Here is a 19,448-nt window from a genome sequence, read left to right on the forward strand (position 1 = left end):
CGCAACGACAAAGAGGATGAAATGAAGATTGCCGATGAAGACTTGCCGACGCTCGACGTGCTCGGCTCTCCCATGGCCTACCGGACGCTGGGATCCCCCGATGCGCCGGTCGCGCTGTTCCTCCACGGCAATCCGACTTCCTCTTATATCTGGCGCGACATCCTGCCCCATGTGGCGCCGGTCGCGCGCTGCATCGCGCCCGATCTGATCGGCTTCGGGCAGTCGGGCAAACCCGATATCGAGTACCGCTTTGTCGACCATGTGCGCTATCTCGATGCTTTCATCGAGACCGCCGGGATCGAGAGCGCCTATCTCGTCGCCCAGGACTGGGGCACCGCCCTCGCCTTCCATCTCGCCTCGCGCCGGCCAGAGATGATCCGCGGCCTCGCCTTCATGGAATTTATCCGGCCCTTTCCCGACTGGGACGCGTTTCACCAGTCGGACGAGGCGCGTCAGACCTTCCGCATGTTCCGGACGCCCGGCGCTGGCGAGGAAGCAATTATCGAGAATAATGCCTTCATCGAGCGCGTCTTGCCGGGGTCGATCAAGCGCGCGCTCAGCGCGGACGAAATGGATGTCTACCGGGCGCCGTTTCTCAGCGCGGATGCACGCAAGCCGATCTGGCGGCTGCCCAACGAACTGCCGATCGCAGGCGAGCCGGCCGACGTCGCAGCCATACTCGAAAAGGCCCATGCCGATCTTGCGACCTCGGCCTATCCCAAGCTGCTGTTTGCGGGCGATCCCGGCGCGCTCGTCTCACCCGCCTTCGCGGAGAGTTTCGCGGCGCAGCTCCCGGCTTGCCGACTGGTCCAACTCGGAGCGGGCGCGCATTATCTGCAGGAAGATCATCCCGCTACGATCGGCACCGAGATCGCGCGTTGGATCGCGGATATCGAAGCGGCCTGAGACACCTTGTCACCGGGCAGCGAGAGGATGGAGAGGAAGACCGTGACGATGGATTCGGCGAACCGCGCCCGCAGCCAGGTCATTCATATTCGCGAGGCCGAGTTTCCGGGCGACATGGCAGCGGTGCTCGATATCTGGCGCGAGTATGTCGCGAGCCCGAGCGTCAGTCTCGAATATCAGGACAATGAAAGCGAATTCGCCGTGCTTCCGGGGAAATATGAAGCGCCGGAGGGTCGTATATTTCTTGCCGAGATCGAGGGCCGCCTTGCCGGCTGTGTCGCCTTTCGCAGGGAGGATAATGCCATCTGCGAGATGAAGCGGCTTTATGTGCGACCATTTGCTCGCGGCACCGGCATGGGAAGAAAGCTGGTCACCGCGGCGATCGACGCGGCCCGCGCGGCGGGATACGCAGAAATGCGCCTCGACGTTCTCGCGGAGTTCGAGGCGGCGCAGCAGCTCTACGCCAGCTTCGGCTTCGGCGATGCAGACCCGATCAGCGAGAACCCGACGCCAGGCGCCCGCTTCCTCGGGCTGGCACTCACGTGATGAGCGGGCGGCACCGGGGCAAGTATCACAGGTCGCGCCTGGCAGGCTGGGAAGCGAGAGAAGCTTGAACTTCACCGACACGGAGATGGAGGGCGCGCTCCAGATCGTGCGGCGCCGCGTACCGCCCACCCCCACCCATGCGTGGCCGCAACTGGCGATGCGCACCGGTGTCGAGCTGTACGTCAAACATGAGAACCACACCCCCACGGGGTCTTTCAAGGCGCGCGGCGGGCTTGTCTATATCGACAGCCTTTGCCGGCAGACGCGTCCCGACGGCCTCGTGACCGCAACCCGGGGCAATCATGGCCAGTCGATCGCGCTCGCCGCGCGCGCCGCCGGAATCACCCCGATCGTCGTCGTGCCCGAGCAAAATTCAGAAGAGAAGAATGCGGCGATGAAGGCCTTTGGCGCCGAACTGCTGATCCGCGGGCGCGATTTTGACGAGGCGCGCGCCATTGCGGCGCAGGAAGCCGGTGACCGCGGCTTCCTTCTCGTTCCCTCCTTCCACCGCGAGATCGTCCGCGGTGTCGCAACCTATGGGTGGGAACTGTTCACGCAGCTGCCCGATCTCGACGCGGTCATCGTCCCGATCGGCGTCGGAACCGGTATCTGCGGACTGATCGCGATGCGCGACCTGTTCGGCCTGCGAACCGAGATCGTCGGCGTCGTTGCAGAGCAGGCACCGGCATTCGCCATGCGGTACCGTGGCTACGAGCTGCCGGGCCCGGCGGTTGCCGCGAGCTTTGCCGACGGTCTCGCGTGCCGCGAACCGCCCGACGAAGCCGTCGCGATCGTCCGGCACGGCGCTGCCGATGTGGTGCAGGTCAGCGAAGACGAGATCGCCGATGCCATCCGGACCTTCTATGAGACCACGCACAATCTGGCCGAAGGCGCGGGCGCCGCATCGCTGGCTGCGCTGTTCCGGCTCCGCGAGCGCTATCGGGGCAAGCGCGTCGCGATCATCCTGTCCGGCGGCAACATCGACCGGGCCGTGATGGCCGCGATTCTTGCAGGCGACACGCCGCGACCCTGACCGGAAGGCTGTCTTCCCGCGGACGGGGCGGCCTAGCGGTCACGAGCACCGGCGGCCGACATTGATGGTCACCGTCTGCCATGGTGCCGTCGCAGCGGCCGGCTGCGACGGAGTCGGCCCCGATTCCGGCCATGCAAGGGAGATATCATGCTCGAAACTCTGGTCCTGCCGCTTGCCGTCGCGCACGCCGCCCGCGCGCCCGGGCTACCCGCTCCCGCGCGATCGCCGCTCGAGGTGACCACCCTCCTCTTCGAGGCGATTTCCGCAGATGATCGCGGCTTTCTCGACACCCATGTCGACCCGGCGGGTTCGATCGCCGTCATCATGGCGCGCGACGGGCAGGCACTGCCGCGCCATGCGACGCTCGCCGACTATCTGGCGGTCGATCCGGACGCCGCACCATTTTCCGAAGAGCTCCACGGCGCGCGCGAGATCGTCGGCGAGCGCTTCGCGACCGTCGTCGGGCGCTACAGCTACCGGATAGATGGACGGCTCCATCATTGCGGCGAGGTAGCCGCCGGCCTGCGCCGCGCGGGCGACCGCTGGATCATCGGGACGCTGCAGTACAGCGTCGAGACCGATTGTACGGAGCAAGCAGCAGCGTTGGGTGCCCATCGCTGAAAGAAAAAAGGAGGGCGGCAAGCCGCCCTCCAGGGGAGAGGATACCGAGATGCCCGGTACCGGAGCAGGGAAGCGCGTCCGCTAGGCGTGCAGGGCGAAGTCCTGAAGATGTAGGGATGTCGAACGGGAAGACCGACAGAATTCGGGACCCCATCACTGGGCCTTCGCCAAAGGCAGCACATCGCGGAGCAAAGCAGCGAAGAAATGCCCCGGCTCCTCGACCATCGGCATATGCGCCGAATGTTCGAGCCAGATAAGCCTTTTAGATGGCGCCTTGACCTGTGCGAACCACTCAGCCGCCACCGGCGAAGGGACAGTATAGTCATGCCGTCCGAGCAGAAAGACTATGGGCACGTCCAACTTGTGGACCGACTTGAAGCTGACATCGGCGAGACGTGGCCAGAGCGTGGTAACCGAAAACTCGCTGCCCCGGCCCCATGCCTGCCGGTCGGCTTCGGTGTATTCGGGCGAGAGGCGCGGGGTTTGGAAATAATAGGTGAGGTCGGGCTTGTTGTGGATGAGCGAGCCATAAGGGATGGCATATTTGCGCCAGCCGTCGGCCTTGGCGATGGTGAACTCGCCCTGCGGATAGGGGGCGAGCGCGTCGATTGCGGCGACCGCCTCCGCGTTACCCGCCGCGACCGCTTGGGCGCGGGTCCAAGCCATGCCGGCCTTTTCTCCATCGCGAAAATTGATACCTTGTCCGACGCCGACATAGGCGTAGAGCAGGTCGGGGCGCTTCACCGCGACCGACAGGCCGACGATCGAGCCCCAGCTGTGGCCCATCAGCACCACCTTGCGCTTGCCATAGCGCTTCTTCAGCAACTCGATCAGCTCGATGGCGTCGTCACGATAGCGTTCGGGCGTCAGCGTTGGTGCGAGCGTCGTCGGATCGTTCAGCGGATAACTGCGTCCTGCGCCGCGCTGGTCATACTGGACGACAGTGAAGACATCCTCCCACGGTCGCTGGAAGGCCCAGGCGAAGGGCATCTCGACGGCTCCGGGACCACCGTGGACAAAGATCAGGATCGGATTGTCGCGGTCCGACCCGCGCACGTTCACGATCTGCCGCGCGCCGCCGAGCGTCACCTGAAAGGTTTCCTGCACGCCGTTCGGGCTGACAATCTTGCCGATATCGGCGACAATTGCGCGTGCCGGAGCGTAGGCGTCGCCGGTCTGAGCGCCGACGGGAGATGTGAGAATGGCGAGCAGCGCGAGCGCCGCAAAACGTAGAATCATGGAAGCACTACTCTAAGTACCGGATCAGGAAAGCCGGTCCACCGAACCGGAAAGTTGTGCCGGCGGCCGGCCGGGGAGCCATCGGCCGCCGGCAGCGGCCGTTACCGGTCGCGATAGGTAGCGATGGTGTCGCGGAAGGAGCGCATCTCGGCCTTGTCGATGACATTGTCGCCATTGGCGTCCGCGCGATCGAACATGATCGCCCGGCCCCCGACGAACTCGTCGCGGCTGATCCGCCCGTCGCCATCGGTGTCGATGAAGTCCATCGCCTGCTGAAGGCGCTCGCCGGCGCCTCCGCCGCCGCGGTTCCGCCCGAACCGTCGGCCCGAGGCGTCTGCCTTGTCGAGATAGCCGTCCTTGTTGCGGTCGAACTGTTCGAAGCTCCGGCTGCGCGCTTCGGTATATTCGGCGCGGGTGATCCGGCCGTCGCCGTCGAGATCGGCGCGCTCGAGCATCTGCGTCGGGTCGCGCATCTGCGGCTGCGCGCGTGCGACCGACGAGATGGCGGCCATGCAGCCGCAGAGCATGAAAGCGGAGGCCAGGGTAAGACCGAGACGCATGACTGGAACCTTTCTCATCTTAGCGGGGACGCGGCACGGTGCGGGTGCGGCTCACCTCGCGGCCCGAGTTGGTGGTGGCGTTGCGGTTGATCGTGACGCTGTCCTCGCCGACCGATACGTCGCGCGTCGCGGTGTAGCCGCGGCCGTTCGACGTCGAAGCACCGCGCGACTTGGAATAGCCGTCCTCGGTCCGGTAGATCGTGCTCCAGCCCGACTGGCTGTTGCCATTGGCACCGGTGCGGGTGTGCTGCCGGCTGACCGAATTGTCGGCATTGCGCGTGACGCTGCCGGTCCTCCGGACCTCGCTGCCGTTCGCCTTGCGGCGCTGGACATCGTTGGTGATCGTGCCGTCGCCACGCGTCGTCGTGCGAGTCTGGCGATAGCCGTGGCCGCCACCGGTCAGGACACCGCGCGACACGACGGTCCGGCCGGGTTCGCGCGAGACGTGGCGGCCGCTGATATAGCCGCCGCCGTGCGGACCGCGGCCCGCACTGAGGCGGCCGTGCTCGCGGGCTTCGACCGGCGTTGCCGCTATGGGGGCGATCCCGGTCATCAACAGGGCGACGGCCAGGATTGGCTTTTGAAGACTTAACATGATTTACTCCTGTGCAAGTTCAATAGGCCCTTTCTCCATTCGCGCTGTGAGGGCTGCTTGAACCGGCGGTAAGGAACCGCAACGAAATGTAACCGCCGCCGCTTCGGGCTTGAGGGGGCGGGCGATTATGGAAGATGTGCGCCATGGCCAGCCCCCCAACCTCGGAAAGCCGCACCCTGGTTGCCGTCGTCGAGGACGACGACGACATCGCCGAACTCGTCTCCGACCTTCTCGAGCGCGAGGGCTATGACGTCGCGCGTTGCCGGACCGGTCACGAACTCGACCGCCTCGGCGACCGGCGACGGATCGATCTCGTGCTGCTCGATCTCATGCTTCCCGGCGAAGACGGTCTCTCGATATGCCGCCGCCTGCACGGCGCATCGGTGCGGGTCCCGGTAATCATCGTGACCGCCAAGGGTGACGACATCGACCGGATTCTCGGGCTCGAGATCGGCGCCGACGATTATCTCGCAAAACCCTTCAACCCCCGTGAGCTGGTGGCGCGGGTCCGTGCGGTGCTCCGGCGGACACGCGACATCCACCGGCCAGCGCCGATCGCCGGGAGCCATTATGCCTTCGAGGGCTGGACGCTCGACGCGGGCTCGCGGCTGCTCCGCGACCCCGGCGGGCAGGAAGTGCTGCTCACCGGCGGCGAGTTCGACCTGCTGCTGGTTTTCCTCGACCACCCGCAGCGCGTGCTCAGCCGCGACCAGCTCCTCGACTGGACCCGCGGCCGTGACAGCGGACCGTTCGACCGGACGATCGATGTTCAGCTGAGCCGGCTCCGCCGCAAGCTCGGTGACGATCCGAAGGCGCCGCGGATGATCAGGACCGTACGCGGCGGCGGCTATCTGTTCGCGCCCGTCGTCGAGCGGCGGCGCGGATGATGCGCAGGCTCGCCGGCAGCCTCCTCTTCCGGATCGCGCTGCTGTTCGTCGCCGGTCTGCTCGCGCTGCAGATCGCGATTCTCGCTGCGACCATGTGGCCCGACCGGCGGCCGATGGTGTTCCGGATGATCTCGCCTTCGGACGCGAGGGAGGTCGTCGAGGCGATCGAGGAGGCGCCCCCGTCTCTCCGGCACAAGATCGCGGCGGCTGCGGGAAACACGGGGACCACGGTCGAGCTCCTGGAGAATTTCCCCCACGAGCATGGCGGCCTCGGCGGCGTATCGGGGGCGCCGCGCCTCGAAAAGCTGTTCGCCGATTATCCCAAGGCGCTCGATGGTCGCCCGATCCGGGTCCAGACCCGCGGCGGGACGCTGTTCGCGAGGCCCGCCGGGTCCAACGCGCCGCCACGCGGCCCGATCCGCATCCTTATCGGGTTGCGCACGGGCGAAGTGGTGGCGATCGAGCGCGCGCCGGTCATCCTTCAGCTGCTCGCCTCGCGCTACCTTTATATCGCGCTCGTCGCAGCGCTTGTTCTTGTCGCCCTTCTGCTCCTGCTGCTTTGGCAGGTCGTCCGTCCGATCGCGAAGCTGTCGCGTGCGGCCGAGCGTCTCGAGGGCAACCTCGACGGGCCCGACCTCGCTGTCGGTGGTGCACGCGAGGTGCGCGCGCTCGCAGACGCGCTCAATCATATGCGGCGTCGCGTCGGAGGGCTGATCGAGGATCGCACGCGGATGCTCGCGGCGATCGCGCACGACCTTCGCACCTATATCACGCGGCTGCGCCTCCGCGCCGAACATATCGGCGACGCCCGGCACCGGGACCGCGCGATCAGCGACATCGAAGAAATGGCGCGACTGCTCGACGATATATTGCTCTTCGCGAAAAGCGCGGCCAGCGCTGCGGTCCCGGCGCCGGTGATCGATCTTTGCGCCGAGACTTCCGACTATGTGCGCGTTCGCCGCGAGACCGGCGATCCGGTCCAGCTTGCCGACGGACCGGCAATGCTGAAAATCCATTGCCCGCCGATCGCGCTGCGGCGGATGCTTTCGAACCTCATCGACAATGCGCTGCGCTACGGAACCGAGGCAACCCTCGACCTCAAGCGCGACGGTACCGATGCGCTGCTCACCGTCTCGGACAATGGGCCCGGCATCGCGCCCGAACTGATCGATAGGCTCACCCAGCCTTTCGAGCGGATCGAAAGCTCGCGCGGACGCCACAGTGGCGGGGCAGGCCTCGGCCTCTCGATTGTTCGCGCGCTGGCAGAAAGCCACGGCGGCCGGTTCGATCTCACCAACCGGCCCGAGGGCGGGCTGCGCGCCACGCTTTGCCTGCCGCTCGCCGAGGCGTCTCCGGAATTGGACGGCTAGAAGCTGATAAGATCGATGCGATCTGCCTGTTAGCAGGCCCTTCCGCTTGACCTGCGAATAAATTTTTACCATGGGTATGTTTTGGGAGCTGAGCCATGACATTCTCTTATGCGTCGGGAACGACCGTCGTCACGGGTGCCGGTAGCGGCATCGGCGCCGCGCTGGCGGTCGAGCTCGCCGCGCGCGGGGCTTCGCTTGCCCTCGTCGACATCAACGAAGGCGGCCTGACCGACACGCATGCGAGGCTCTCGGTCGCGGGTTACCGCGCCGCCGCCTATCGCGCCGATCTCGGGAGCGCCGCGGACATTGAGGCGCTCGGCACCCGGCTCGCCGCGGAACATTCGGATATCAATGCGCTCGTCAACAATGCCGGTGTCGGTATCGTCGGGATGATAGACCAGACGAGCGTCGAGGATTTCGAGAGCCTGTTCGCGGTTAACTTCTGGGGCCCGGTGCGTCTTACCAAGCAGCTTCTGCCGACGCTTCGTGCGGCGGGTCCGGCGCGGATCGTCAATGTCTCGAGCATCCTCGGCATCGTCGCGGCACCGGGGCAGGCGCCTTATGTCGCGTCGAAGTTCGCGCTGCGCGGGTTCAGCGAAACGCTTGCCGCGGAGCTCTGGAACTCGGGCGTCGAAGTCTCGACGGTCTACCCTGGCGGGATCGCGACGGGGATCGCGCGCTCGGCCCGGCTCGCCTCGGGCGTCGATCCCGTCCAGGCACGTTCCGATCTCGAAGACTATGCGAAAATCCTCGCGACAAGTCCCGCCGACGCCGCTCGGCAGATCGCCGACGGCGCGGCACGCGGCCAGGCGCGAATCCTGATCGGGAAGGACGCGCGCCGCGCCGACCGGCTGCAGCGGCTGGCGCCGGCGCGCTATCCGGCGATTATCCGCCGTCTGATCGGAGCGCGCTAGGCGATCAATAAGGGCAGAGCGGGTGCCGCGTCCCCGGGAGGCGGTGAAGGTCCGCCCCCGTGAGCAACCACTTGCCGCTTTCGGGATAGGCAAATTGGACGATCGGGGGGCGAGCACCCCCGAACGGAAACAGTCCCGCCATCATGTGGACGATGTGCGCCGTGCGTGCCTCGGCCCCGGTGCCGACGCGTACGGTGTATCCGAGGCGCGAAGGCGCGAGCCCGCGGCGCACCCAGTCGTCGGGAACCGAAGGCATCGCAAGCATCTCGCGTAGCAGGCGTCCCGCCTCGGGATCCTGGTGGATCAGCGCCTCCTGCTTGAGCGCGGTCAGGAACATGGCCGCGATGTCTTCCCAGTCGTCGAGATAGCGCCGCCATCCCTGCTCGTGGAGCAGCAGGCGCAGCGCGTTGAGATCGGGTGCGTCGGCGAGTGCGCCCAAGGCGCGGCGATGCAGCATAACCCAGGCCTTGTTGACGAGGCGGATATTGCCGAGCGCGTCGAGCACCGCCGCCGGATGCGGGTCGGTTTGCCGGAGCAGCAGCACGAGTGTGGCATCGTCGGCGAGACCGGCCGACGCGCCGGCCAGCGGCGGCACATGGCCCGCCGCCAGCATGAGGGTGGCGGCTTCGCGTGGAGGGAGTCCGAGCGCACGTGCAAGACCGCTCGCCACCCCCTCGCCGGCAGCGGTGCGGCCATTCTCGAGGAAACTGATATGCCGCGGCGAGACCCCGGCGCGGCCCGCGAGCTCCTCCTGGCTGAGGCCGAACGAAGTCCGCCAGAAGCGAAGGACGCCCCCGAAACCCGCCGGGGACGCCTTCGCCGATACCGGGTTGCCGGGCCGCGCTGCCGTCACGGCGTGGCGAGCGGCAGGACCGGTGGCGGCGACCATTGCTTGCGAAGCAGTTTTTCCTCGGGCCAATAGGCTCTCAGCGACAGGGCGAACTTGCCTGATGCCGGCGAGGGCAGCCAGTTTGCGCGACGCTCCGGGCCCGGGTCGTTCGGCTGAATGAGAATCTCGAGACTGCCGTCAGGCGCGTAATGGAGCTTGTCGAACTGGCGGATGGCGTAGCGGCGCAGCGGATGATCGATGAGATAGCCTTCGCGGTCGTAGAGCGTTACCGACCAGAACCCCTTCACCGGGGGCAGTTCGCCGGGCGCGAACCGCATCCGGTAAGGCTTGCCGCCGAGAAGGTCCTGTCCCTTTCCGTCGACCGTCGCGTTGAGATAGATCGCGTCCTCGGGGAGATTGGCAGCGAGCCCGAACGCTGCCACGCCTGCCCGCACCTTGTAGTTGGTGCCATAGTTCCCGATCTTGTCGACGGCCTCGAAGCCTGCCCAGCCGCTTGGGGTGCGCGTCTTCTCGACGGCCGCCCGCTCGGTCAGAACGCTCCAGACCGCATCGATCCCGCGCTGAAGGTCGGCCCTGCGCGCCTCGGGCAAGGCATCCCATGGGGTCGGGTTCGCGGGGTCGAGGCCGAGCGGCGCGAGAACATTCTTCACGAAGGGGGCGTCGGCTGCAGCGGGCGGATTAGCCTGCGCGAGCGCGATGAACCTTTTGTAGAAGGTCTCGGCGCTCATGCGCTTGACGATCTCCATGGGTTCGGTCCGCTTGGCGCCGCGACCACGCGGATCGGGGAAGATCGGTCCGAAGCCCGTATCGCCAAGCTTGCTCAGCGGACGCAGGTCGATGCGGTACTGGAAGCGCTGCGCGTCGGACAGATCGGCCTCGTCGCGCGCATGGATACGCGCGATCGCCCAGACCATGTTCGTGGGCGACACAAGCTTTTCCATGCCGGCCGGCACCGCACCCTTATAGTCCGGACCGACAATCAGAAACTGCTTCGCCTCATTGCCGAGCGTGCGGATTCCGGGCGCCGCGAACACATTCGTCCAGGCATCCATCAGCTGAACGCCATTATAGCGACCGTTGCTCGCCGGCATCGAGAGGACCATCGGTTCGTTGGCAAGCGACAGCCAGGCGATCGAATAAAGGGTGTCGACATTCGGCCGGATGACCGTGCGGAAGGTCGCGTCGGCCAGGATCGGAATATTGTACATCCGGTTCGGCTCGGCGTTGACCGCCGCGGGATGCTTGAAGGTTTCCTCGCGCGTCACGTCGGTGAGCACCAGCGGCATCGCGAAGATATAGGCGTCCGCCGCCGCCTGCACCGCCGCGCGCCGTTCGTGGACGCGCCACGCCAGGAAGCCCCCGACGACAAGCGCCACGAGCAGGGCGCCGATAACGATCTTCTTGCGACGGGTCATTTCGCCCCTCCTTCACTCTGCTGGCTTGATGCATATTCCGTGATCAGCGCGTTGCGCAGCGCGCGCTCGTCCTCGGCAATCCGCTGGAGACGGTCCTTGACGAAGATCACCCCGTGCAGGCCCGACGCGCGGTCGACCCACGGATAGGTCCCGAACACGCCGGGACTCGATTCGAACAGGCAGCGCCCCTCGACGATGCGCTCGCACCAATGCGCGAGCGCATATTCGACCTCGCGGCCCTGCGCGCCGGGGGCAGTGAACCCCTTGCGAAGGCCGACGGTCATCACGCCGCGCATCCGCTCGACCGCCTTTGCCGAAAGGATCCTGCGCCCGTGGTAGGTGCCGTCCGCAGCGATCATCGTGAGGAACGCGCCATAGTCGCCGACCGTGGTCCAGGCCCCGCCCTGGAGCATGGGGTTGTTCGGAAGCGTCGTGCGCGTCGGACGCGCGAAGGTGCCGCCCCATAGCGTGTTCGCCATGCCGAGCGGGCGCGCGATCCGGTCGTCGAAAATCTGCTGCCAGGACTGGCCGGTGACCTTCTCGGCGGCCGCGCCGAGGAACTGCAGGTTCGCGCCGCCATAATCGAACTGGGTGCCGGGCTTCGAGATCAGCGGTTCGCGGGCCGCCAATCGCGCCGATTCGGCGAGCGGAATGGTCGGCGGCTGTTTGAACTCCACGAACTTCGCGAGACTCGGAAGGCCGGCGGTGTAGGAGAGGAGCTGCGACAGGGGCAGCCGGGCATAATCCGGCGGTAGGTCGGGCACATAGCGTCCGATCGGCGCATCGAGATCGAGAAGCCCCTCATCGACGAGCGCCATGATCGTCGCGCCGACCATCCATTTCGACGAGGAGGCGATGGCGATCTGCGTCGATGCCTCGAACAGTCCTTCATGGCGGAGGAGAAGCACGTCCTCGCCGCGCATCACGAGGACAGAGAAATCCTTCACGCCCGCCTTCTCGCGAAAGCGCGCGATGGCCTCTTCGACGCTCGGCGGCACCGTTTGCGGTGCCGGAGACGCTACGGCCGTTGGCGGCGGAAATGGCACCGGCGACAGGCTCTGGGAACCGACCGCGGCGCCGCCCGTCCCCGCGTGGCACGCTGAAAGCAGCAGACTGGCGGCGAGGAGATGCGCCGCGCCGCTGCGCAGCCTGGCGGTGAACGACGAACAGCCAGCCATCAGTAGCGCACCATCGCTTCAAGCCCGACGACGCGGCCCTGGCTCCAGTAGGCATTGCTCGCGACATCGTTGAGCAGGTAGCGCTCGTCGGTCGCGTTCCGGGCGAAGGCCGAGAGTCGCCACTTATCAGTGCGGACGCCAAGACGAAGGTCGAGCAGGGAATAGCCGGGGTAGCCAGCCGTTCCGAACGGGTTCTGCAGCCCGCCCTTCGCGACCTGGAGGCTTGCGCTCGCGAAGGCGTCGACATCGCGTCCGACCGGGTGACGGAAGGCGACGTTCGCGGTAATCTGATAGTCGCGAAGGCGCGGCACCTCGTTCCCCGATATGTCGACGAGGCTGCCGTTCGCGGGGACGATCGCGCCGTTCCTGAAATGGCCGTCCTGCGTCGAGAAGCCGAGATTGAGGAGCAGATCGCCGCGCCCGACCGGCTGGCGCCGGCTGACGGTCGCCTCGATACCGTAGACATAGGCGTCGCCGGCGTTGACGAGCAGGAAGCCGCGCGCGGCGGCTGCCGCGACCGTCGCGACCTGCACATCCTTGGTATATTCGTAGAAGAGGGCGACCTCGGTCTTCAGGAAGCCCTGGAACATGCTGCCTTTCCAGCCGAGCTCGCCCGAATAGGCATATTCGGGTTCATAGGCGAGCTGGCTGTCGAGCGAGGCCCGCGTCGCGCCGCTCAGCAGATTGGTGTTGAAGCCGCCGGGACGATAGCCGGTCGCGAACCGCAGGTAGAGATGCTGTCCGGGCTCGAAGTTCCACTTGAGCGTGGCCGCGGGCGTGAAGAAGGACCAGTTGCGCTTCTTCTCCAGGTTGACGGTCTCGAGCCCCGGTGCGCAGGCGGGCGGCGCCAGCGTCGGCGGACAGAATTGTGCGGGTGCGGCAGGAAGCGGGCCACTGCCGTCGGGATCGACGACGATCGGCGCCATCATGCCCGCGGGGACCGGCCCGGTGCCGAAATAGACGAGCGGGTCGACCGAGTAGCGCTGGAACGTGAAATTCTTCTCGTCGAACTGGCCGCGCGCTTCGACCCCGAAGCTCCAGCGATCGGCGAACCGATAATCGAGCGAGCCGAAGATCGACACCGAGGACAGTTTCTCGCGAAACGTCTCGTTTCGCATTGCCAGCCGCCCGGTGGTCCGCACCGCATTCGACAGCGTCGAGGCGGGCGCGGTTGCCGGTGTGAAGGCACCCGCGAAGCCCACGGTGCAACCCGGCACCTGCTGTAACGCCGCGCCCGTATAGGCGGGACAGCCATCGGGACCGGTCTCGACGTCGCTGCGCGTCGAGAGGAACTCCGCGCCGACGAGCCAGTTCAGCGCAGCGCCATCTTTCGAGCTCAGATAAAGCTGGCCGCCGGTCCGCGAATAATCCTCGGTCTGCTGGCCCCGATAGTCTGGATAGAGGATTGCGGCGCCCGGGGCGACGTCGATCCCGGTGCCGCCATCGAAATGGTCACCATCCTCGTCGAACCGGCCGCCGTTGCGCTTGCCGTGCAGCATGCGGAACGTGAGGTCGGCGAACGAAAGCTTCGCGGTCGCACCGAACTGGACGGTCGCATCGTCGATCCGCGCGCGCCCGACCGTGGTCAGTTCGGCCCGCTCATAGGGCGACGGGTCGAGCGGCCGGCCGTCAAGCCGGGTCGCGCGCTGCCCGCTCCCGGTGAAGGAGGGCGCCTCGCTGTCATAATACTCGAACCTGAGGTCGAAGCTCAGCCAGTCGTTGGGCTCGTAGCGCGCGCTCGCCCGGACGCCCTGGTAATCCTGCTTGTCGATGACCTCGCCGGTGTCGAGATTGGTGATGAACCCGCCCGACTGGCGGTTGTACACGCCGCCCACCCGCACGGCGAGCGTATCGCTCACCGGCACGTTGAGAATACCCTCGACCTCGATGCGCTCAGGGTCCGAGTAGCGGGCTAGGAGTTCGGCGCCGAACAGCTTCTCGGGCTGGACCGAAATGATATTGATCGCGCCGCCGACCGAGTTGCGCCCGTAAAGCGCGCCCTGCGGGCCGCGCAGGATCTCGATCCGTTCCATGTCGAAGAGATCCATGCGGCTGAGCGAGCGTCCGCCGAAGCCGCCGCCCGCGCTGAAAAGCCCGTCGCGAAAGATGCCGGTGGCGGTCTCGGAGAAGCCGAGACGCCCGCCGCCCTGGCCGCGGATCGTGATATCGTTCAGGAACTCGGGGCCCGAGGTCACCAGGGTCGCGCTCGGGACTTGGCGGAGGATATCGTCGGCGTCGTCGACCACAAGGAGCTCGCGCTCCTCCTTGCCCAGCACCGTCACCGCGGCGGGAACCTCGGCGAGGCTTTCGGCGCGCTTTCGCGCCGTCACGAGGATCTCTCCATCTCGCGGGTCGGCGGCATCCTGGCTGCTGCCGCTTTCCTCCGCCGGCGCTGCCTGTGCGGAGGCGACCGCCGGGCTAAGCGCCAGCATCAGCAGGACCGGCCCGCTCGCAGCGCGCGCCTTGTGACTTAGAACCATCGCTCTACTCCCTCCCATTATCGCGCGCCGTCGCCGGTTATCTTCGGGCTTGTGAAAAGCTGCCGGTTTCCCGGCCATCCGAAGCGAATCCTGCGCAGCCTCGCCGTTGTTTGAACGAACGGCTAGTCACTGGGCTATAACAGGTCAATATTATTTTTACTCTTGGTATGTTTTTGCCGTCCGATTGACCCGTCGCGGATTTCCTGCTCTGGGCGGAGCATCGAGAAAGAGATGGGGCGGGCCATGCCAGGATCCGAAGGCGACGGAGAAGGGTTGAGGACGGCGCCGCGCGCCGCGGCGTCCGACGGGCGACAACGCAAGGGCGGCAGCAAGCGCGAAAGGCGCCGCGCCGAACTCGTTGCCATTGCCAGCGCGGAGATCAACGAGCATGGCGTGCGCGGCTTGGTGCTGGCCGACGTTGCCGAGCGCGCCGGCATGACCAAGGCCAACCTCACTTATTATTTCCGGCGCAAGGAGGATCTTGCTGCAGCCTGCTTCGATCGCGCGATCGACGCCTACAAGGCCATGATTGCCGACGCTTCGGCCGCCGCCGATCCCGAGGCACGGCTCGCCGAGCTTTTCCGTCTCTATTTCGATCAGGCGGCCCGGGTCCAGGCCGGCGAGGAGTCGCCGCTGGCCATATTGAGCGATATACGCGCGCTGGAGGAGACCGAGCAGGAGCGGGCTGTGGCCCGCTACGGCGAGATGCTGCTTGCGGCCGCAGCGCTGCTTGCTCCGCAGCCTGCGAGCGAAGGCGAGATCCTGCGATCGGTTCCGCGCGCCCAGATGATCCTCGTCCAGCTCTTCTGGTCGGCCGCCTGGTCGTCGCAATATGCGCCGGACGACTATCCGCAGGTCGCGCGCCGGCTCTTCGCGATCCTCGCGAGGGGCCTGACGCCCGGCGAGCCGGGCTGGAACGGCGACTGGGCGAGACGGGCAAAAGAAATCGCGCACGGGGACAGCCCCGACGACCGGGCAGAATTTTTCCGCACCGCCACCCGCGAAATCAACCGGCTCGGCTTTCGGGGAGCCTCGATCGATCGCATCGCGGCAGGCATGAAGCTTACCAAGGGCGCGATCTATCATCATTTCGACACGAAGGACGCGCTGCTTGAAGCCTGCTTCGAGCGCTCCTTCGCCCATATGTGGAGAATCATCCGGGCGGCCGAAGCCGATGGAGGGAGCCCGCAGGGTCAGTTGGTGACGGTGATCGTCGCGCTCGTCGCCTTCCAGACCGGCGATGAAGGCCCCTTCCTCCGCGACACAGCGCTCACCGCGCTCCGCAGCGAGCGGCGTGCCGTGGTCCTCGGCGAGTGGAACCGCATCATCCTTCATCTCGCGGCCATGGTCACCGAGGGGATCGCGGCAGGCGAGGTGCGAGCGGTCGACGCCCTGCTCGCGGCGCAGGCGATTTCCGCGACGGTCAACGCCGCGGACGAGATCAACCGTTTCCTCCCGGAGAATCTCGCCCGGAATATTGCGGAGCTCTGCGCCCGCCCGCTCCTCTTCGGTGTCTTCTCGGAAAAGCTCCCCTTCGCCTGACGAATCTTACCTCCCGGATCATGGTGCGGCTGCGCGGCGGCGGCGATGCTTGACGTTCCGCAGGTCCATTCCGGAGGAAAGCAAGCATGACCAGTTTCGACCGCAGCCAGTTGTTGCAGGAAGGTTTCGACGACGCCGGCACCCGCCTGATGCCGCCATTTTTCGGGGCGTTGCCCTATCCCCTGCCCGCCTCGCACTATCGCGACACGACCAATTTGACCTTCACCTATGACAGCGATGGCGATGCGCTCGCCGCCCTCCTCCCGCCGCGCTTTCAGCTTGCCGAGCCGAAGTTGATCGTCTCGCTCATCAACAACCGCCGCGTCGACTGGCTCGCGGGCGGCGCCTATAATCTCTTGGCGATCAATGTGCCCGTGATTTTCGATGGCCGTGACGGTCCGATCACGGGCGTGTTCGGGCTGGTGGTGTGGGAGAACCGCACCGCGCCGATTCTCATGGGACGCGACGTCCAGGGCGTTCCGAAGCTCTATGCGAAGGTCGACGATCTGCGCGAGTTTCCCGATGCCATCTACTCGGCGACCGCCCATCTCGACGGCGCGCGCTTCGCGCGGGTGGTCATGGAGGCCGCGCATCCACTGGGCGACGCCGAGCTCGAGGCGGTCCGCCAGGAGCAGGGCACGACCAACTGGTTCGGCTGGCGCCATTTTCCGAACGTCGGGGCGCCCGGGGCTGCAATCAGCCACCCGGTGCTGTTCCCGCAGGAGTTCGATATTCGCGAGGCGACGATCGGCAAGGCGAGCGTGGAATGGACGGTACCCGACTGGGCGAGCAATCCGACCCAGCTTCCGATCATCGATGCGCTCGCCCGGCTCCCCAATCTGGGAGGCGGCGACGCGATCCTGATGCGGTGCGAGAATATCCTGCGCGCGGACCTTGCCCATATCCCGGTCTGACTTTGTGAAGGGCCGGGCGCCCCAAGCGCCCGGCCTCGACCGTCATCCGCGCATCTTCGCGGTGACCGACTGGAACTGCATCGCCACGCCCATGTCGCCCTGGACCTTGAGCTTGCCCTGCATGAAGGCGACCGCACCGTTGAGCTTGCCTTGCGACATGGCGATGAAGTCCGCGAGCGCGACCTTGATCGTCGCATCGGCCTCGCGTTCCTCGTTGTTGACGATCTGCTCGATGCCGTCGAGCATGATCTGGCCTTCCTCGCCAAAGTCGAGCTTGACCCGCTTCCCCGGCACGTAGGCGCCTTTTTCCGCCATGATCTGGGTAACCTCATTCACGCTGACCATCTGTCTTCCCTCGTCTGTTGATCGGACGGCGGGTCTTCGCACCGCAATGTTTCAGCAGTTGGCGGAAAGTGTAACGGAGTGTGACCGGACAGCGCTGCCGCCGGTGAACAGGGCGGTCGCCGATCATCTGGTTCGATTTCCCGGCACCGTACAACCAAAGGAGGCGGCGGCTCCCGCCGCCTCCCCCTTCTTCTTTCTTCTTCTTTACGTCAAAAGCGCGTCGATCAGAATCGCATGGAAAGCCCAACCGAAGCGGCGAGTTCGCTGCGACCTTCCTTCCCCTCACGTCCTTCGACACGGAACGAGAGGCCAGACCTGGGCCCGAGCGGGGCATTCGCCCCGATCGAGTAGAAGAACTCTCCACCTGAAAGCTGCGAGGGATCGCTGGTGAACCATACGGGTGCGCCGCTCGGGAGGATGGAGATGCTGTGCCCGGCTCCGAGGATATCCTTCGAATAGCCGAGTTCGACGAACGGCTTGACCGGCTTTCTGTCAAGCCGGGGAGCGAGACGGAGACCGGCGCCGAATTCGAGCGTCTCGAGCGTCTGGTCGCCAAAGGTTACTTGTGTGGCAAGGGTCCCTGCCTCGGCATAGCCATTCACCTTCACCCGGTCATAGCGCAATGTGACGAACGGCCGGACTGCAAGCGGCCCATCGGCAACAAACATCGATGCCCGGCCTTCGACCGCGGCATAATGTCCGCTCGTGTCGCCCGCTTCGGTTCGGAGCGCCGGGCCGAGCGGAATGTTCCGGACGATCTGGTCGAAGTCCGCGCGCCCAACACTTGCGGTGAGCTCGGCGTCGAACGGACCAGAGTGGAAGCGGGTGAAGGCCGTGAGACCGAGCGTTTCATAGTCGAACCAGCCGAGTTGCTCGGCGAAGCTGCCGTTTCCCTGGTTCCATGAGAGATAAAGCCCCGCCGAAAGGCCCGGAGCGAGCTTGCCCATCCCCCCGAACTGAAATCCGGTGGCGTCGGCATGCATCTCTCCGCTCGTGGCAAATCCGGGCATGTCGGCTTCGCTCCACTTGGCCCCGCCAATCAGGCGCCATCCCCCCTCGCCCGAACCCTGGCTGCGCGCGAGACCATCGTCGGCACGCGAGGTCGCCCGGACCACCTGGGCAAGCTGCGCGAACTGGCCCGGCGCGCGCAGCATCGCCAGCGTGAGATCACCCTCGATTTCGTGGACCACGCCCGTGAAATGTACCGAATCGGCGTAGAGATAGGTGCGATTGGCGTCTGGCGTGACGTAGTTTTCTGGGAGACAGACAAAGGATTCGAGCGCCGATCCCTTGCAGGCCCGATCGGTGGTGTTGAGGATGCCGAACTCCGCAGGGTCGGCCTCGATCTCGCGGATGAGTCCGGCCATATCGACGTAGAGGACATTCAGATTACGCGAGGCCAGCGCGCTGTCATAATAGGCATTGTAATGATCGAACTTCGGCACGCTTGTCGTCACCACCGTGCCGGCCCCGGCATCGATCAGCAGGCCAACCTGGTCGGCGAGACCTTCCGCAGCGACCCGCAGCGTTTCGAGATCGGCCGGCGTATCGGCGGGCCCGTTGAACTTGGTCGCAAAGACGTCGTTACCGCCGCCCTGGATGATGACGAGGCTGTCCGGACCGAGGTCGCCGTCATTGGCAAGGAAGTCGGCCACCTGTTCGGTGATCGGGCGGCGTGTCAGATCGCCGGGCGCGTCCGGGCGCTGCAACGCGACCCGAGCGCCGCCCTCGGCATAATTCGTGCCGCCGGCAGCATGCGCGTCGAGGTCGAGCCCGAGCCCCTTGGCGACGACCTCGACCCAGACGTCGTCGGGATTGGTCGTGAACTTTCCGGCACCGTCGGGCGCCTTGTCGGCGTAGGTTCCGCTATCCGAAATGCTGTCGCCGAAGACGATGACGCGGTCGTAAGGATCGGCGCTTACCTTTGCGTGGGCGTCACCCGCTGCGAGCGCCAGCGCGCCGATCGCCGTGCCGGCAAGAAGCAGCCGGGCCAGCACTGCGCGCGGCGAGGGAAACAGTGAATTGTGTGTCATGAAGAACTCCTCTTTCAAGC

At 66.0% G+C, this 19,448-nt stretch carries 18 protein-coding genes; 9 read left to right on the forward strand and 9 right to left on the reverse strand.

The genetic code is table 11. The annotated features are described in order from the left end of the window. Positions 1-21: 21 nt before the first annotated feature. From HDC35_RS13510 to HDC35_RS13525, 4 genes are all read left to right on the forward strand, one after another. Positions 22-906: a haloalkane dehalogenase gene (locus tag HDC35_RS13510; RefSeq protein WP_184647649.1), complete on the forward strand. Its 885-nt coding sequence runs from the start codon at positions 22-24 to the stop codon at positions 904-906. Between the two features lie 27 nt (positions 907-933). Further along, on the forward strand, positions 934-1,452 hold the full coding sequence (locus tag HDC35_RS13515; RefSeq protein ID WP_260397729.1) for a GNAT family N-acetyltransferase: 519 nt from the start codon (positions 934-936) through the stop codon (positions 1,450-1,452). A gap of 64 nt (positions 1,453-1,516) precedes the next feature. Further along, the gene (locus HDC35_RS13520) at positions 1,517-2,485 is read left to right on the forward strand and encodes a threonine dehydratase (RefSeq protein ID WP_260397730.1); all 969 of its coding nucleotides are present in this window, start codon (positions 1,517-1,519) and stop codon (positions 2,483-2,485) included. A 147-nt stretch (positions 2,486-2,632) separates the two neighbouring features. Beyond that, positions 2,633-3,106, forward strand: coding sequence for a hypothetical protein (locus HDC35_RS13525; RefSeq protein ID WP_184647651.1), 474 nt, complete (start codon positions 2,633-2,635; stop codon positions 3,104-3,106). 153 nt (positions 3,107-3,259) lie between these two features. On the opposite strand, the gene HDC35_RS13530 is transcribed toward HDC35_RS13525, so the two are convergent. The 3 genes from HDC35_RS13530 to HDC35_RS13540 all read right to left on the reverse strand — a co-directional run bounded on the left by HDC35_RS13530 (position 3,260) and on the right by HDC35_RS13540 (position 5,500). Further along, complete coding sequence (locus tag HDC35_RS13530; protein WP_184647653.1) at positions 3,260-4,345, reverse strand: alpha/beta fold hydrolase; 1,086 nt, start codon at positions 4,343-4,345, stop codon at positions 3,260-3,262. A gap of 101 nt (positions 4,346-4,446) precedes the next feature. Next, positions 4,447-4,905 carry an EF-hand domain-containing protein gene (locus tag HDC35_RS13535; RefSeq protein ID WP_184647655.1) on the reverse strand — a complete coding sequence of 153 codons (459 nt, stop codon included), beginning with the start codon at positions 4,903-4,905 and terminating at the stop codon, positions 4,447-4,449. 19 nt (positions 4,906-4,924) lie between these two features. After that, positions 4,925-5,500, reverse strand: a complete 576-nt coding sequence (locus tag HDC35_RS13540; protein ID WP_184647657.1) for a hypothetical protein — start codon at positions 5,498-5,500, stop codon at positions 4,925-4,927. 143 nt (positions 5,501-5,643) lie between these two features. Here HDC35_RS13540 and HDC35_RS13545 point away from each other — a divergent pair, with 143 nt between their 5' ends. The 3 genes from HDC35_RS13545 (at position 5,644) to HDC35_RS13555 (ending at position 8,671) form a co-directional block, all read left to right on the forward strand. After that, positions 5,644-6,387 carry a response regulator gene (locus HDC35_RS13545; RefSeq protein WP_184647659.1) on the forward strand — a complete coding sequence of 248 codons (744 nt, stop codon included), beginning with the start codon at positions 5,644-5,646 and terminating at the stop codon, positions 6,385-6,387. Next, positions 6,384-7,757 (forward strand): ATP-binding protein, encoded by a 1,374-nt coding sequence (locus tag HDC35_RS13550; RefSeq protein WP_184647661.1) that lies wholly within the window; start codon positions 6,384-6,386, stop codon positions 7,755-7,757. Before HDC35_RS13545 ends, HDC35_RS13550 begins: the two co-directional genes overlap by 4 nt. Before the next feature lie 95 nt (positions 7,758-7,852). Then, complete coding sequence (locus HDC35_RS13555) at positions 7,853-8,671, forward strand: SDR family oxidoreductase (RefSeq protein WP_184647663.1); 819 nt, start codon at positions 7,853-7,855, stop codon at positions 8,669-8,671. A gap of 4 nt (positions 8,672-8,675) precedes the next feature. Here the strand turns inward: HDC35_RS13555 and HDC35_RS13560 are convergent, their stop codons facing one another. From HDC35_RS13560 to HDC35_RS13575, 4 genes are read right to left on the reverse strand one after another with little or no spacing between them, the layout of a single operon-like run. Beyond that, entirely contained in the window at positions 8,676-9,560 is an 885-nt protein-coding gene (locus tag HDC35_RS13560) for a helix-turn-helix domain-containing protein (protein ID WP_184647665.1), read from the reverse strand. Next, entirely contained in the window at positions 9,521-10,936 is a 1,416-nt protein-coding gene (locus tag HDC35_RS13565; RefSeq protein ID WP_184647667.1) for a DUF1254 domain-containing protein, read from the reverse strand. The genes HDC35_RS13560 and HDC35_RS13565 overlap by 40 nt, the downstream gene beginning before the upstream one ends. Continuing rightward, positions 10,933-12,114 (reverse strand): serine hydrolase, encoded by a 1,182-nt coding sequence (locus tag HDC35_RS13570; RefSeq protein WP_184647669.1) that lies wholly within the window; start codon positions 12,112-12,114, stop codon positions 10,933-10,935. The genes HDC35_RS13565 and HDC35_RS13570 overlap by 4 nt, the downstream gene beginning before the upstream one ends. Continuing rightward, positions 12,114-14,594 (reverse strand): TonB-dependent receptor, encoded by a 2,481-nt coding sequence (locus tag HDC35_RS13575; RefSeq protein WP_184647671.1) that lies wholly within the window; start codon positions 14,592-14,594, stop codon positions 12,114-12,116. Before HDC35_RS13575 ends, HDC35_RS13570 begins: the two co-directional genes overlap by 1 nt. Before the next feature lie 243 nt (positions 14,595-14,837). On the opposite strand from HDC35_RS13575, the gene HDC35_RS13580 reads away from it, so the two are divergent. Next, positions 14,838-16,136 carry a TetR/AcrR family transcriptional regulator gene (locus HDC35_RS13580; RefSeq protein WP_184647673.1) on the forward strand — a complete coding sequence of 433 codons (1,299 nt, stop codon included), beginning with the start codon at positions 14,838-14,840 and terminating at the stop codon, positions 16,134-16,136. A gap of 86 nt (positions 16,137-16,222) precedes the next feature. Next, positions 16,223-17,050 carry an acetoacetate decarboxylase family protein gene (locus HDC35_RS13585; RefSeq protein WP_184647675.1) on the forward strand — a complete coding sequence of 276 codons (828 nt, stop codon included), beginning with the start codon at positions 16,223-16,225 and terminating at the stop codon, positions 17,048-17,050. 42 nt (positions 17,051-17,092) lie between these two features. Here HDC35_RS13585 and HDC35_RS13590 read toward each other — a convergent pair whose 3' ends face one another. Both HDC35_RS13590 and HDC35_RS13595 read right to left on the reverse strand, forming a co-directional pair. Next, positions 17,093-17,395, reverse strand: a complete 303-nt coding sequence (locus tag HDC35_RS13590) for an SCP2 sterol-binding domain-containing protein (RefSeq protein WP_184647677.1) — start codon at positions 17,393-17,395, stop codon at positions 17,093-17,095. A gap of 224 nt (positions 17,396-17,619) precedes the next feature. After that, positions 17,620-19,428, reverse strand: a complete 1,809-nt coding sequence (locus HDC35_RS13595) for an autotransporter domain-containing protein (RefSeq protein WP_184647679.1) — start codon at positions 19,426-19,428, stop codon at positions 17,620-17,622. Positions 19,429-19,448: the final 20 nt, after the last annotated feature.

It is taken from the genome of Sphingopyxis sp. JAI128, assembly GCF_014207235.1.
Lineage (GTDB): Bacteria > Pseudomonadota > Alphaproteobacteria > Sphingomonadales > Sphingomonadaceae > Sphingopyxis.